The following is a 15,529-nucleotide window of genomic DNA, read 5'->3' as shown; positions in this document are numbered from 1 at the left end:
TTTTCATGTATTACATCGTTGCATCCGACCTGGATGGCACGCTGCTTTCTCCCGAACATCGCATCACACCGTTTGCCCGCGAAACATTGCAACAACTGGTGGCACGCAATATTCACTTTGTTTTCGCAACGGGCCGCCATCATATTGATGTTGGTCAGATGCGCGATAAACTGGGTATCCCGGCTTACATGATCACGTCTAACGGTGCGCGTGTTCACAATGCCGATGGCGAACTGATCTTTAGTCACAATCTGGATCAGGACATCGCGGGCGATCTTTTCGGCCTGCAATATCATCACCCTGAAATTCTGACGCACGTTTATCGTGACGACGAATGGTTTGTTAGCCGTTCGCGTCCGGCTGAACAAGATTATTTCCGCGAATCGGTGTTCAATTATCAGGTTTACGAGCCGGGGCTGCTGCCCACCGACGGTATCAGCAAGGTCTTTTTACCTGTGAAAATCCTGAGCATCTGATTCCCATGGAGCAGGCGATTGAAGCACGGTGGGGCGACCGCGTTAACGTTAGCTTCTCGCTGCCGACGTGTCTGGAAGTGATGGCGGGCGGCGTTTCCAAAGGCCATGCGTTGGAAGCGGTGTCAAAGCTGCTCAACTACTCCTTGAAAGAGTGCATCGCTTTTGGAGACGGCATGAATGATGTTGAAATGCTGAGTATGGCGGGCAAAAGCTGCATCATGCTGAATGCTGCCCAGCGTTTAAAAGATACCTTGCCTGAAGTCGAAGTGATTGGCAGTAATGTCGAGGACGCTGTGCCGCAAACCTTGCGCGCTCTGTTTTTATCATAGATAAGCTTTTGAAAGAAAAAGGCCGGTTATCCGGCCTTTTTTATGTCGACTCAGGCCAACTGTTTTTTGTGTTTATGTTCGCTGACCATTGTCAGCAACAGCAGAATCACTGCTAACACACAGCCGACAATCATCACTAAAAATCCACCGTCCCAGCCGAAATAATCCACCGTGTAACCCACGATAGCGCTGGCTGCAACCGAACCGCCCAGATAGCCGAATAAACCCGTAAAACCTGCCGCTGTGCCTGCCGCTTTTTTCGGTGCCAACTCCAGCGCATGCAGGCCAATCAGCATTACCGGACCGTAAATCAAGAAGCCGATAACGATCATACAAGCCATATCAATGCCGGGATTACCTGGCGGATTTAGCCAGTAAACCACTGTAGCGATGGTCACCAATGTCATGAAGAACACACCGGTTGCACCACGATTGCCACGGAAGACTTTATCTGACATCCAGCCGCACAGCAGGGTGCCGGGAATGCCAGCGTATTCATATAAGAAGTAAGCCCAGGAAGATTTATCCAGGCTGAAATGTTTGACCTCTTTAAGGTAAGTCGGTGACCAGTCAAGAATGCCGTAACGCAGCAGATAAACAAACACGTTAGCCAATGCGATGTACCACAACAGTTTGTTGGGTAAAACATACTTCATGAAGATCTGTTTAGCCGTGAGTTCCTCTTCATGGCTGGCGTCGTAATCCACCGGATAATCGTTTTTATACTCTTCAATAGGCGGTAAACCACAGGATTGGGGCGTGTCGCGCATTAAAGCAAAAGCAATAATTGCGATCGCAATCGCACCAAAAGCAGGCATATACAGCGCCGCTTTCCAGTCATTGAACCAAGCCATGCCGAGCAGGAAAAGCAGTGGAGGAATGCCGCCGCCCACGTTATGCGCGCAGTTCCACACCGAAACAATGCCGCCGCGCTCTTTTTGCGACCACCAATGCACCATGGTACGACCGCACGGTGGCCAGCCCATTCCCTGAAACCAGCCACACACGAATAGCAGCACAAACATCACCATGATGCTGGACGTTGCCCAAGGCACAAAGCCCATTATCAGCATCACAGCCGCAGCCAGAATCAATCCAGCCGGTAAGAAAACGCGTGGATTCGAGCGATCCGAAACGGAACCCATGATGAATTTGGAAAAGCCATACGCGATGGAAATACCGGAAAGCGCGAAACCCAGATCGCCACGGGAAAAGCCTTGTTCTACCAAATAAGGCATGGCGAGAGCGAAGTTTTTTCTGACCAGGTAGTAAGCGGCGTAACCAAAAAAGATGCCAATGAAAATTTGCCAGCGCAGGCGGCGGTAAAGCGGATCGACATATTCGTCAGCAACCTGCGACTTATGTGGCGCGGGTTTAAAGATACTCAGCATAGGAGTGGCCCTCCGGGCGCATTATGGTTTTCGTTCCCAGCAACGTGGATTATAAAAATAAGATTTACTCTGGTGTTCCATTTCGCGCACAGAATAATAATGGTTGCGTAGCGTTACTGTGATGAATCGCGCATTTGTTACAGTTTTGTGACAGTAAAGCGCGTTTAAATCCAGAAAATGGATCATTACGCGCGTTTTATCGAGAGGGGATGAAAAGAGGGTTTTTCACGGAGGTGTAAGGGGTTCACAAAACAGCAAGCAAAGGTTTGATTGCTTAATTAATGCTTAGTTGTAAACCAAATATCGCAACCTTATCAAAGCACATTGTTTACACTGGCCACTTCGTTTATATCGGGGTCGTTAGCGTGCTGTTATTGATTGTTACCACCATACTTTGGGCTTTTTCATTCAGCCTGATTGGCGAATATCTGGCGGGACAGGTGGATACCTGGTTCTCAGTTTTAATGCGATTGGCTTTGGCGGCATTGGTGTTTTTACCCTTCCTGCGCTGGCGTGGTTATCGCCCTTCAACGCTGTTGCTTTATATGTTGGTGGGCATGTTGCAGCTCGGCATCATGTATTTGATCAGTTTCGAAGCCTATCTCTATCTCAGCGTGTCAGAATTTTTGTTGTTCACGGTGATGACGCCGCTCTATGTCACGTTGATTTATGACGTGATAAGCAAGCGTCCACTGCGTATCGGCTATATCTTTAGCGCTCTATTGGCCGTAGCGGGTGCCGCGATTATTCGTTACGACAAAGTCAGCGAAAATTTCTGGTTTGGTCTGCTGCTGGTGCAGCTGGCAAATATCTGTTTTGCGGCTGGCATGGTGGGTTACAAACGCCTGCAAGAAACGCGTCCAATGCCGCAACACACCGCCTTTTCCTGGTTCTATCTTGGCGCGGTGCTGATTGCCGCGATCGCCTGGTGCATTTGGGGAAATCCGAATAAATTACCGACGACTTCGCTGCAGTGGAGCATTCTGGTGTGGTTAGGCGTAGCAGCCTCGGGTCTGGGTTATTTCATGTGGAACTATGGCGCAACGCAGGTCGATGCAGGCACGCTGGGCATCATGAACAATATGCATGTGCCGGCTGGATTACTGGTGAATCTGGCGATTTGGCAGCAGCAGCCGCATTGGCCGAGTTTTATCGCGGGGGCAGCGGTAATTATTGCCTCGTTATGGGTGCATAAACGCTGGGTTATTGGAAAGAGTCCGACATAATTATTGATTGTGGCCAGACGGCTTTTCGTCGAAAAGGCGAAGCAGCAACGTAAAAACGGCGAAGCCTTTACTCAGGGCTTCGCCGTTATATTTTTGCAATGAGCGTGAGGCGAACTTAAGCCGGTTTACCCGTCTTTGGACGATGAATCATCGCGAGTCCCTTCAGGAAATTACGCATAATCTGATCGCCGCACTCGCGGTAGTTTTTGTGATCAGGTTTACGGAAGATCGCGCCAATTTCAGCTTGAGAAACGGTGAAGTTAGCCTTTTTCAGTACGTCAGGAATGTCAGTAGTTTTCAAATCGAAAGCGATGCGCAGTTTTTTCATAAAGATGTTGTTGTTCATTTTGCGCTCAATGGAAGGCGCTGGCATATCTTCACTTTTGCCACGGCGATGGAAAATAAGCCCGTTAAGGAAATAACCCATCAATACGTCAGGACAGGGACGATACGCGGCGTCGTCATCTTTTTTAACCACGTCTGCACATCGGTTTCTGGCACATCGCAACCTGCCAGCGCAAAAATCGCCACCACTTTGGCATCGCTCAAATTGAGCATGTAGCGCACGCTGCGCAGAATATCATTGTTAGTCATGGTGAAATCTTCTTATGGTCAGTCGACAGGCTGCGCATTATAGGGGATTTTACCCGCGCTCGCGCAGGTTTGTGGCGTTTGATTAGCGTTGCAGTACGGTACCCGGAAGCTGGGCATTGCGCACAAATGGCAGATGCTCACAGGCGTGCTGGCGAGCGAAACGAATAAAGGCTTCCAGCACCGGCTGGCGCTGCTCGCCGTCACGTACGGCGGCGTAAAGCCGACTCCATAATCCATCACCCAAAGTTTTAGTTACCACCAATCCCTGTTTCTCAAAACTCTCAACCACCCAATGTGGCAAGGCGGCAATGCCCATGCGCGCCGACACCATCTGAATCAACAACAACGTGTTATCAACGCTTTTCAGTGCCGGGCTGACGCCAGCGGGTTGCAGGAAGTTACGCCAGATATCAAGGCGTTGTCGCTGCACCGGATAGATCATTAATACCTCGTCAGCGAGATCGTCTGGCGAAATGTGCTCAACCTGCGCCAACGGGTGATCCGGCGCCAGAACAAGGCGGACTTCAAAATCAAACATCGGTGAATAAAACAGGCCAGAGCGCGGCAGGATATCGGACGTCAGCACCACGTCCAGCTCGCCTTGTTGCAGGGCGGGTTGCGGATCAAAGGTGACGCCAGATTTGAAGTCCATTACCACTTGCGGCCAGCTTTGGCGGAAATTATCCAGCGCAGGTGTTAACCACTGAATACAGCTGTGACATTCAATTGCGATGCGCAGCGTGGTTTGATGCGGCTCATGGCAGGCTTGCAGCGCTTGCTGTATTTGCGGCAGAACCTGCTCAGCCAGCTGCAATAAAATTTCTCCCTGCGGCGTAAATCGCAACGGCTGACTTTTACGGACGAACAGGCGGAATCCCAGCCGCTGTTCCAGATCGCTGAACTGATGTGACAACGCAGATTGCGTCTGATGAAGCTGGGCAGCAGCAGCAGCCAGCGAGCCAGTATTACGCAGAGCCTGAAGCGTCCGCAGGTGCTTGAGTTCGATCATGAGAGTCCTTCACATCGAAATGAACAAATTGCGCTTGAGGAACATACAGTACCCGCAGAATATAGCGGTGTAAACATCTGGACGGCTAAACATCTTTGGCTGCCAGCTTCAAGCCAAAGAGAAAGAATATCTGGAGAACAGCAAATGACCATTCTGAACCATACTCTCGGCTTCCCTCGTGTTGGTCTGCGTCGTGAACTGAAGAAAGCGCAGGAAAGCTACTGGGCGGGTAACAGCAGCCAGGAAGCGTTACTGGCAGTGGGCCGCGAGCTGCGTGCACGTCACTGGCAACAACAGAAAGATGCCGGCGTGGATCTGCTGCCGGTTGGCGATTTCGCCTGGTACGATCATGTTTTGACCACCAGCTTGCTGCTGGGCAACGTGCCTGCTCGTCACCAGAACAAAGAGGGTTCAGTTGATCTCGATACGCTGTTCCGTTTGGGACGTGGCCGTGCACCGACCGGCGAACCGGCTGCAGCCGCTGAAATGACCAAATGGTTTAACACCAATTATCACTATATGGTGCCGGAATTCACTCAAGGTCAGCAGTTCAAACTGACCTGGACGCAACTGCTGGATGAAGTAGACGAAGCGCTGTCACTGGGCCATAAAATCAAACCCGTAGTGCTTGGTCCGGTGACCTATTTGTGGCTGGGTAAAGTCAAGGGCGAGCAATTTGATCGTTTGTCCCTGCTGGACGATATTCTGCCGGTGTATAAGCAGGTTCTGGATGAGCTGGCTAAGCGTGGTATTGAGTGGGTGCAAATTGATGAGCCTGCGCTGTCACTGGAACTGCCGCAGGCCTGGCGCGACGCTTTTAAAGTGGCTTACGCTGTGCTGCAAGGCCAAAGCAAAATATTGCTAACGACCTATTTCGACAGTATTAGTCAGAATCTTGATGTGATTCGTGAACTGCCGGTACAGGGCCTGCACGTTGACCTGGTTCACGGTCGTGATGACATTCAGCAACTGAACCAGCAACTTCCTGCTTCCTGGTTACTTTCGCTCGGCGTGATTAATGGCCGCAACGTATGGCGTGCTGATCTCAGTAGCTGGTTTAAACGCCTGCAACCGCTGGTGAGTCAGCGTGAGCAATTGTGGATCGGCTCTTCCTGTTCACTGCTGCACAGTCCGATTGATCTGAGCGTGGAAACACGTCTGGACGAAGAAGTGAAAAGCTGGTTTGCTTTCGCCCTACAGAAATGTGCTGAGCTTTCACTGCTGAGTCAGGCATTAAATAATGATGATGCCGCCTCGCTGGAAGCCTGGAGCGCGCCGATTCGTGCTCGTGCTCACTCTAGCCGTGTACACAACGCTGCAGTGGGTCAACGTCTGCAAGCGATCACCGCACAGGATAGTGAACGACAAAGCCCTTATGGCGAGCGTGCTAAGGCACAGCGTCAACGCTTTAACCTTCCAGCCTGGCCAACCACTACCATCGGTTCTTTCCCGCAAACCACAGAGATTCGTGGCCTGCGTCTGGATTTCAAACAGGGTCGTCTGGATGGCAACCACTATCGCACCGGCATTGCCGGGCACATCAAGCAGGCGATTGTTGAGCAAGAGCGCTTAGGTCTGGACGTACTGGTGCACGGTGAAGCTGAACGTAACGACATGGTCGAATATTTCGGTGAACATCTTGATGGCTTCGTCTTTACACAAAACGGTTGGGTACAAAGTTACGGTTCTCGCTGCGTTAAGCCGCCGGTAATCATTGGTGACATAAGCCGTCCTGAAGCGATCACCGTTGAGTGGGCGAAGTATGCGCAATCACTGACGGACAAGCCGGTAAAAGGCATGTTGACCGGTCCCGTAACCATTCTTTGCTGGTCATTTCCCGTGAAGATGTGACGCGTGAAACCATCGCTAAGCAAATTGCGCTGGCGCTGCGTGATGAAGTAGTCGATTTGGAAAAGGCGGGCATCGGCATCATCCAGATCGACGAACCCGCACTGCGCGAAGGTCTGCCGCTGCATCAATCTGATTGGGCTGCATACCTGACATGGGCCGTTGATGCTTTCCGTCTGAATGCTGCCGTAGCGCAAGACGACACGCAGATTCACACCCACATGTGTTATTGCGAGTTCAACGACATCATGGATTCTATTGCGGCGCTGGATGCGGACGTGATCACCATCGAAACCTCACGTTCAGATATGGATCTGCTGGAGTCGTTTAGAGACTTCGAATATCCGAACGAAATTGGTCCAGGCGTGTATGACATTCACTCGCCAAATGTGCCAAGCGTTGAATGGATAGAAGCGCTGTTGCAGAAGGCGGCTAAGCGTATTCCAGAAGAACGTCTGTGGGTGAACCCAGATTGCGGCCTGAAAACGCGTGGCTGGACCGAAACGCGCCAAGCGCTGGCGAACATGGTCACAGCAGCGAAAAACCTGCGTGGTGAAAAAGTGTAAAGGTGTGTTGAGTTGAATCTTTGGGGCGCTCAGGCGCCCCTTTTTATTGGTTAAGCGGATGGCGCAACACCGTATTGTTTAAACCAGGCCAGCATGCGCGCCCAGCCATCTTTGGCTGACTCTGCGTGGTAGCTGGGTCGATAATCGGCATTAAAAGCATGGCCTGCTTCGGGATAAACGATGATTTCAGCTTTGGCATTTGCAGCATGTATCGCCTGACGCATCTGCTCCACGCTTTCCAGGGGGATGCTCTCATCCTGCCCGCCATATAAACCCAGCACCGGCGCGGAAAGATCGACAGCAATATCAATTGGATGTTTTTGCTGCTTCATGGTTTTGTCTCCCATTACGCGGCCATACCACGCCACGGCGGCACGCAACTGTGGATTATGTGCTGCGTAAAGCCAACTGATACGACCGCCCCAGCAGAAGCCGGTAATGCCCATCCGGCGAATATCACCGCCGTTACGCGCTGCCCAATTGGCCGCGTGATCGAGATCGGCGAGCACTTGTGTGTCGGGCACTTTGCTCACAAGTTCTTTAAATAGCGTGGGAATATCGGTGTACTCGTTCGGGTCGCCTTCGCGAAAATAGAGCTCAGGTGCAACCGCCAGATAACCCTCTAGCGCCAGACGGCGGCAAATATCGCGAATATGTTCATGTACGCCAAAAATTTCCTGCACGACGAGCACGACCGGCAATGGGCCTTCAGCACCTTTGGGTTTGGCAAAAAAGCAGGCATGTTCTCGCCCTGGCTTGGGACTGAGGTTTCGCCGAATTGAATGTCGGGGCTTTCAGTAAAAATGGTCGTAGAAGCAGTCGGCTGCACTGCAGGTGCAAAGCCGCCTCCCGCTGATTTTTGTGCCATATTATCTTCGGTTTTCATTGTTTTCTCCGTGCAAGCAATAGCGCAATCACGTAACTATAGCCTGGCCAGATTTCGCGCGGACCAGACAAGGGGTAACAGAGTCAGCAACAGATAAAATCACCTACCTCTTTAACATTGCGCTGACTGGCTTCACAGTACAGCTTGTAGCAGTGCGGGATGACTTAAACTCAAGGTGTGATATTGATCGCATTTTTTCTGATAAAAAATGTAACTTTCATTTTATGAAGTGATTGTTATCACATATTTATCGGGCGCGCTGACGTAAAGTGGCGCGCTACTTTCTTTTAATCAGGAGTCTGAAATGACACAGTCTGACGTTTTCCACCTTGGTCTTACCAAAGCCGATCTGCAAGGGGCGACTTTAGCCATTGTGCCCGGCGATCCGGAGCGCGTTAAGAAAATCGCCGGACTGATGGACGATGCGCAGCATCTGGCTTCGCACCGTGAATTTACCTCATGGCTAGCAAAACTGGATGGTAAACCGGTGATTGTTTGCTCAACCGGTATCGGCGGGCCTTCCACTTCCATTGCGGTTGAAGAGCTGGCCCAGCTTGGGGTGCGCACCTTCTTGCGTGTTGGTACCACCGGCGCGATTCAACCGCACATTAATGTAGGTGACGTATTAGTCACAACCGCATCAGTGCGTTTAGATGGTGCCAGCCTGCACTTTGCACCGATGGAATTCCCCGCAGTAGCGGATTTTGCCTGCACGACTGCCTTGGTTGCGGCAGCAGAGGAGTGTGGCGCAGCTACCCATATTGGTATCACGGCATCTTCCGACACCTTTTATCCAGGCCAGGAGCGCTATGACACTGTTTCAGGACGCGTCGTCAGCCGCTTTCAGGGTTCAATGAAAGAGTGGCAACAGATGGGTGTTCTCAACTATGAGATGGAATCCGCTACACTGTTAACCATGTGCGCCAGCCAAGGGCTGCGAGCCGGTATGGTGGCGGGCGTTATCGTGAATCGTACGCAGAAAGAGATTCCAGATGCGGCGACCATGAAACAGACCGAAAGCGATGCGGTGAAGATTGTTGTAGAAGCGGCGCGTCGCTTGCTATAACGCGCGCGGCAGCAGGTTTCAAGACCGGGCTTATAAAGGTTAACCTGCTGCTTCCCTTAAGATGCGCGCCATTTCAGCTGAACCTGAGAACTTTCTTATGCGCAATACGATTCCTGTACGTCGGCCTTCCTTTGGACCTAATCCCGCTGCGCTGCAAGCGCAAATGGAAAACAGCGCCGCGCGCTTCCGCGTCGCGATGAGCCAGAATAATTTCCAGCAGGCAATGAAATGCTGTGAAGAAGTTCTGCGTTTTATGCCTAATCAAATGCAAGTGCTGAGCGATTATGCGCTCTGCCTGATGCGTCTGGGTCAATACAATAAATCCTACAAGATTTACCAAAAAATCTATCAGGCACCTGCTGCATTGCGTGCCACCGCTTCGGAAACCTGGTTGGATGGCCTGACAGAAGTCTGCGGTTGGTTAGGTAAAAATGAAGAAGTGGCGCGTTATGGCCTGGAATCACTGAATCAGTCAGATGCACGTTTTAGTCAAGGCCAGCGCTACGCTTATCCTGCACCGCAACCCGAACCCATCGATCTTAGCCAGCCTGAACAAAATGTGATTTCGTTTAGCCTTTATGGTGGTCAGCCGCGCTATTGCGAAACGCTGATCAAAAACGTGGAGGTGGCACAAGAGTTCTATCCGGGCTGGGTTTGCCGAGTCTATCTTGACGACACCGTGCCGAAACATGTCTGGCAGCGCCTTGAGCAGCGGCATGTACAGTTAGTAGATATGTCGCATGAAAAAACTATTTTCCCTACGCTTTGGCGTTTCCTGGTGATGGATGATCCTGCGGTAAAACGCTACATCGTACGCGACGCAGATTCCTTGCTTTCGGAACGTGAAGTGGCGGCGGTTAACGCCTGGCTAGCTTCGCCATACTGGTTCCACCATATGCGTGACTATTATTCACACACCGAATTATTGCTGGCAGGAATGTGGGGCGGCTGTCATGGCGTATTTAACAACGTTGAACAGTCGATGCGTGACTTCATTGCACAATATGAAGGCAGCGAACGCTTTACCGATCAGTACTTCTTGAAAGTCGCCTTATGGCCGACAGTGCGAGAAAGTATTCTCAATCACGATGACATCTTTAATTTTTATCAGGCGCAGCCTTGGCCAGCACATGCACCGATACGTTGGAAAACGGACAGTTTCCATGTAGGCAGCAATGCTGGGTTTGCCAGCATGGCAGGAAAAACCAATGGCGTTGACGGCGAAGAGCAGCAGGTTGAAATCACTTACGGCGGCAATACCTGGAATTATCCGGCGAAAGTTAAAAAAGGAGAATGGGTGCTGCCGATGCCGTTTTTCCTGATTGATGACTGGCAAGCAGGCACACTGAGCGTCAGAGCGTTATAACGCCTTAACGCCGGGCAGAATTGTCTGGACATTCATACAGTGCGACTCTACCTTTTCCCTCAGCAACGCATCTGGCGAGGGAATCATGGATCAGCACATCATTATCAGCGCCTGCCTGGCGCTGGCAGGCTTGGGCATTGGCTGGATACTGGCGCAACTGCGCGCCAGTCAACAACTCGCCAGTTTTGCTACCGAACGTCGCTTGCTGGAAGCAGCACAACAGCGCCAGCAGCTGCATATCGACCAACTTCAACAACAATCTCAGCAACGCGAGCAAGAACTTCGTCAACTGCATGGTGCGTTGAGCGGGGCGAATGAGCGTCTGCAACAGTTGGATTATTGGCGCAGCGAAAGCGAGCAGCTGAATCGCGAGTTGCGTAATCAGCTGGAAGTTAATAGTGCTCAGGAAGCTGAGCTGCGTGAAGTCACCATCCGACTTGAAGAGACGCGTTTCGCCACGGAAGAGAAGCAGCGCCTGCTGACCAACAGTGAACAGCGCCTGAGCGCCCAGTTTGAAAATCTTGCTAACCGCATTTTTGAAAACAGCGGGCGGCGCGTCGATGAACAGAACCGCCAAAGCCTGAACAGCCTGATTAGCCCGCTGCGTGAACAGCTGGATGGTTTTCGTCGTCAGGTACATGAAAGTTTTGGCCTTGAAGCGCGCGAACGCCATACGCTCACGCATGAAATTCGTCAGCTCCAGCAGCTGAATGCCCAGATGGCGCAAGAAGCGGTTAACCTTACTAAAGCGCTGAAAGGCGATAATAAAATCCAGGGAAACTGGGGCGAAGTGGTGTTGAGCCGGGTGCTGGAAGCATCAGGTCTGCGCGAAGGCTACGAATATGAAACTCAAGTCAGCATTCAGTCGGAACAGCAGGGCAGGATGCAACCGGATGTGATCGTTCGTTTACCGCAAGATAAGGATGTGGTGATTGACGCTAAAATGACGCTGGTTGCCTATGAACGCTACTTCAACGCGGAAGATGAAGTTGATCGCGAGCAGGCGATTCAGGAACATATCAGCGCAATGCGCGGACACATTCGCTTGCTCGGGCGCAAAGATTATCAACAATTGCCGGGTTTACGATCGCTGGATTATGTGTTGATGTTCATTCCGGTTGAGCCAGCCTTTTTGTTGGCTATTGATCGCCAGCCAGAACTGATCAGTGAAGCGCTACAGCAGAACATCATGCTCGTTAGCCCAACCACGCTGCTGGTGGCGCTACGTACCATCAATAATCTGTGGCGTTATGAACATCAAAGCCGCAATGCACAGCGTATCGCCGAGCGTGCGGCAAAACTGTATGACAAGATGCGGCTGTTTGTCGATGACATGAGCGGGATTGGCGTCAATCTGGATAAAGCGCAAAACAGCTATCGCGAGGCGATGAAGAAGCTGGCAGAAGGGCGTGGAAATCTCATTGCGCAAAGCGAAGGTTTTCGGGACCTTGGGGTTGAAGTGAAGCGCTCAATCAATCCTTTGTTAGTGGAACGTGCAAAGCCAGAAAGCGATGCTGAAGATGAGTTAGAAGATGAAAACGAAGCGGATGACAGCGACTTACGTGTGAGACGCCTCCATGAATAACATGGGCGCTGCGTGCCTGACTTCCGTGACTCTGATACACTTCGTGAAGAATTGTTTGTGGAGCAGGTAAAACCGATGGCAGATGAATCACAGCAGGAAACTACCCATTTTGGCTTTCAGACGGTCGCTAAAAGCGAGAAGGCTGACAAAGTCGCGGACGTGTTTCATTCCGTAGCGGCAAAATATGACGTGATGAATGACTTAATGTCGTTTGGCGTTCATCGCATCTGGAAGCGTTTTACCATTGACAGCAGCGGCGTGCGCCGTGGTCAACGTGTATTAGATTTGGCGGGCGGAACCGGTGATTTAACCGCAAAGTTCTCTCGTTTGGTTGGTGAAACGGGTCAGGTTGTACTGGCTGACATCAACAGTTCCATGCTGAAAATGGGTCGCGAAAAACTGCGCAATCTCGGCGTGGTTGGCAACGTCAATTACGTGCAGGCAAATGCCGAAGCGCTGCCGTTCCCGGATAACTATTTTGACTGCATCACCATCTCTTTTGGTCTGCGTAACGTGACCGAAAAAGAGAAAGCGCTGGCGTCGATGTTTCGCGTATTAAAGCCGGGCGGACGTTTGCTGGTGTTGGAGTTTTCTAAGCCGATGCTTGAGCCATTAAGCAAAGCTTACGATGCGTATTCTTTCCACATCCTGCCGCGTATTGGCCAGCTGGTGGCACAAGACGCAGAAAGCTATCGCTATCTGGCCGAGTCAATCCGTATGCATCCCGATCAGGAAACCCTGAAGGCGATGATGAACGATGTTGGATTTGAAAATACCACCTATTCCAATATGACCGGCGGCATCGTTGCGCTGCACCGTGGATTTAAGTTCTAAACGACTATGGTGATGACCTTAACGCCCCTAATCACTGCCGGACTTGAGACTGCACTGAACCGCGTGCTGTATCGCGACCGCAGCCTGAAAGCTGCGCGCCAACGTTTGGCAGGTAAAGTACTGACGCTGCGTTTGAGCGAATTTTCCAATCCTTTAGTGCTGGTGTTCAGCGAGCAACAGCTGGATGTGTTGGGTGATTGGCAGGATGTCAGCGATTGCACGGTGCTCACCCAGCTAAAAACATTGCCGAAACTGCGCGATCGTCAACAGCTCACCAGCCTGATCCGCAGCGGTGAACTGGAGGTTGAAGGCGACTTGCAGGTGGTGCAGCAATTTTCTGCACTTATGGATCTGGCTGAGCTGGATCCCGCCGAATATTTGGCACCCTGGATCGGTGATATCGCGGCCCAAGGCATTAGCCAAGGCGCACAGCGTGCTTTGCGTTTTGTAAAAGGCGAAGTGCAACGGCGCCAAGATTATTTAGGTCAGGCGATTACTGAAGAGTGGCGCGTTGCACCCGGCGCGCTGGAGTTAGCCTGGTTTTCCGAAGAGGTAGACGCGATGGAACGTTCGCTTGATGCGCTCACTGCGCGTTTAGCGCAGCTGGAGGCGAAATGAGTTTTGGTGAGATCCGCCGCTTGTATTTCATTATCAAGGTTTTTTAACTTACGGCCTTGATGAATTAATTCCTCAAATGCGCATTACCCTTCCGCTTCGTCTGTGGCGTCGCTGCGTTTTCTGGATTCCCAATAAGCACGTTGAAGAGCCGATTGGTGCGCGTTTGCGTATGGCCATGGAGCAGCTTGGGCCAGTGTGGATTAAATTTGGTCAGATGCTATCAACGCGTCGCGATCTGTTCCCGCCAATGATTGCTGACCAACTGGCTATTTTGCAGGACCGTGTTGCGCCTTTTGATGGCGTTAAAGCGAAAGCGCAGATTGAAGCCTCGATGGGAGCGCCGATTGAAACCTGGTTTGATGATTTTGATATCAAACCGCTGGCGTCGGCCTCGATAGCGCAAGTTCACACCGCGACGCTGAAATCCAATGGTAAGAAAATCGTTATCAAGGTGATCCGCCCAGACATCCTGCCTGTGATCAAAGCAGATATGCAGCTGATCTATCGCTTAGCGCGTTGGGTGCCGCGCTTGCTGCCAGATGGTCGCCGTTTGCGCCCGCTTGAAGTGGTGCGTGATTATGAAAAAACCTTGATTGATGAATTGAATTTGCTGCGTGAAGCGGCGAATGCTATTCAGCTGCGTCGTAACTTTGAAGATAGCCGCATGCTGTATGTGCCTGAGATTTATTCAGACTACTGCAGCGAAACAATGCTGGTGATGGAGCGCATTTATGGCATCCCTATCTCAGATGTAGTGACGCTTGAACAACACGGCGTGAACATGAAATTGCTCGCCGAGCGCGGCGTTCAGGTGTTCTTCACGCAGGTTTTTCGCGACAGTTTTTTCCATGCAGACATGCATCCCGGCAATATCTTCGTGAGCTACGATCACCCAGAAGATCCGCAATATATCGGCATCGACTGCGGCATCGTGGGCTCGCTTAACAAAGAAGATAAACGCTATTTAGCTGAAAATTTCATCGCCTTTTTTAACCGTGATTACAAAAAGGTCGCTGAATTACACGTCGACTCTGGTTGGGTTCCGCCAGATACGAATGTTGAAGATTTTGAATTTGCTATCCGTACCGTCTGCGAACCGATTTTTGAGAAGCCGCTGGCTGAGATTTCTTTTGGTCACGTGCTGCTGAATCTGTTTAATACGGCACGTCGCTTCAATATGGAAGTACAGCCGCAGCTGGTTTTGCTGCAAAAAACGCTACTCTATGTAGAAGGGATTGGACGTCAGCTCTATCCGCAACTGGATTTGTGGAAGACGGCAAAACCTTTCCTTGAAGACTGGATCAAGGATCAGATCGGTATCCCGGCAATCATTCGTGCGGTGAAAGAGAAAGCGCCATTCTGGGCAGAAAAATTGCCTGAACTGCCGGAACTGTTTTACGACAGCATGCGTCAGCATAAGCTTTTGCGGCATAGCGTCGATAAGTTAGTGGGCGATCTCAATGCGCAGCGTACCCGCCATCATCAGGCGAAGTATCTGTTTGGCGTCGGTGCCACGCTGTTGTTAAGCGGCACGGCGGTACTCTTGAGTCGACCGGAATGGGACTTCTTTCCTGCCGTGTTAATGGCAGCGGGGATTGTCTCTTGGTTAATTGGCTGGCGTAAGACAAACTGATTGTCACTCCAGCACAAAACGCGGTAATGTCGCTGGCTCAGGCCTGAATTTATACAGGCTCTCTGTGGTGCATTATTCAACAGTTTTTCACAGAATATTAGA

The 15,529-nt window shown here is 51.2% G+C and carries 8 protein-coding genes and 5 pseudogenes; 9 read left to right on the top strand and 4 right to left on the bottom strand.

Features of this window, described 5'->3' with window-relative positions:
* The first annotated feature begins 5 nt into the window (after window positions 1–5).
* Window positions 6–805: pseudogene (gene yigL / locus KQP84_RS20925) on the top strand (sugar/pyridoxal phosphate phosphatase YigL).
* A 50-nt stretch (window positions 806–855) separates the two neighbouring features.
* Here the strand turns inward: yigL and glpT are convergent.
* The gene (gene glpT / locus KQP84_RS20920; protein WP_215847971.1) at window positions 856–2,196 is read right to left on the bottom strand and encodes a glycerol-3-phosphate transporter; all 1,341 of its coding nucleotides are present in this window, start codon (window positions 2,194–2,196) and stop codon (window positions 856–858) included.
* A 365-nt stretch (window positions 2,197–2,561) separates the two neighbouring features.
* Here glpT and KQP84_RS20915 point away from each other — a divergent pair, with 365 nt between their 5' ends.
* Window positions 2,562–3,422, top strand: a complete 861-nt coding sequence (locus KQP84_RS20915; RefSeq protein ID WP_215847970.1) for a carboxylate/amino acid/amine transporter — start codon at window positions 2,562–2,564, stop codon at window positions 3,420–3,422.
* Window positions 3,423–3,537: 115 nt separating this feature from the next.
* Here the strand turns inward: KQP84_RS20915 and KQP84_RS20910 are convergent.
* Window positions 3,538–4,016, bottom strand: a pseudogene (locus KQP84_RS20910) (YehS family protein).
* 82 nt (window positions 4,017–4,098) lie between these two features.
* Window positions 4,099–5,025, bottom strand: coding sequence for an HTH-type transcriptional regulator MetR (metR, locus tag KQP84_RS20905; protein ID WP_215847969.1), 927 nt, complete (start codon window positions 5,023–5,025; stop codon window positions 4,099–4,101).
* Window positions 5,026–5,169: 144 nt separating this feature from the next.
* Here metR and metE point away from each other — a divergent pair.
* Window positions 5,170–7,439, top strand: a pseudogene (gene metE, locus KQP84_RS20900) (5-methyltetrahydropteroyltriglutamate--homocysteine S-methyltransferase).
* Window positions 7,440–7,489: 50 nt separating this feature from the next.
* On the opposite strand, the pseudogene KQP84_RS20895 reads toward metE, so the two are convergent.
* Window positions 7,490–8,325: pseudogene (locus KQP84_RS20895) on the bottom strand (dienelactone hydrolase family protein).
* A gap of 304 nt (window positions 8,326–8,629) precedes the next feature.
* Between KQP84_RS20895 and udp the strand changes: the two are divergent.
* The 6 genes and pseudogenes from udp (at window position 8,630) to ubiB (ending at window position 15,427) form a co-directional block, all read left to right on the top strand.
* Window positions 8,630–9,391, top strand: coding sequence for a uridine phosphorylase (udp, locus tag KQP84_RS20890; protein WP_215847968.1), 762 nt, complete (start codon window positions 8,630–8,632; stop codon window positions 9,389–9,391).
* 97 nt (window positions 9,392–9,488) lie between these two features.
* On the top strand, window positions 9,489–10,757 hold the full coding sequence (locus KQP84_RS20885) for a tetratricopeptide repeat protein (RefSeq protein ID WP_215847967.1): 1,269 nt from the start codon (window positions 9,489–9,491) through the stop codon (window positions 10,755–10,757).
* 85 nt (window positions 10,758–10,842) lie between these two features.
* A complete protein-coding gene (rmuC, locus tag KQP84_RS20880; protein ID WP_215847966.1) occupies window positions 10,843–12,342 on the top strand; it encodes a DNA recombination protein RmuC in 1,500 nt (499 codons plus the stop codon).
* A 75-nt stretch (window positions 12,343–12,417) separates the two neighbouring features.
* Window positions 12,418–13,176, top strand: a complete 759-nt coding sequence (gene ubiE / locus KQP84_RS20875) for a bifunctional demethylmenaquinone methyltransferase/2-methoxy-6-polyprenyl-1,4-benzoquinol methylase UbiE (protein ID WP_215847965.1) — start codon at window positions 12,418–12,420, stop codon at window positions 13,174–13,176.
* Between the two features lie 12 nt (window positions 13,177–13,188).
* A complete protein-coding gene (gene ubiJ / locus KQP84_RS20870) occupies window positions 13,189–13,794 on the top strand; it encodes a ubiquinone biosynthesis protein UbiJ (RefSeq protein WP_215847964.1) in 606 nt (201 codons plus the stop codon).
* Window positions 13,791–15,427: pseudogene (gene ubiB, locus KQP84_RS20865) on the top strand (ubiquinone biosynthesis regulatory protein kinase UbiB). The gene ubiJ and the pseudogene ubiB overlap by 4 nt, the downstream one beginning before the upstream one ends.
* Window positions 15,428–15,529 lie beyond the last annotated feature (102 nt).

The organism is Candidatus Pantoea bituminis (assembly GCF_018842675.1).
Lineage (GTDB): Bacteria > Pseudomonadota > Gammaproteobacteria > Enterobacterales > Enterobacteriaceae > Pantoea > Pantoea phytostimulans.
The sequence above is the reverse complement of the archived record's forward strand: the minus strand, read 5'-3'. Positions and strand labels throughout refer to the sequence as shown.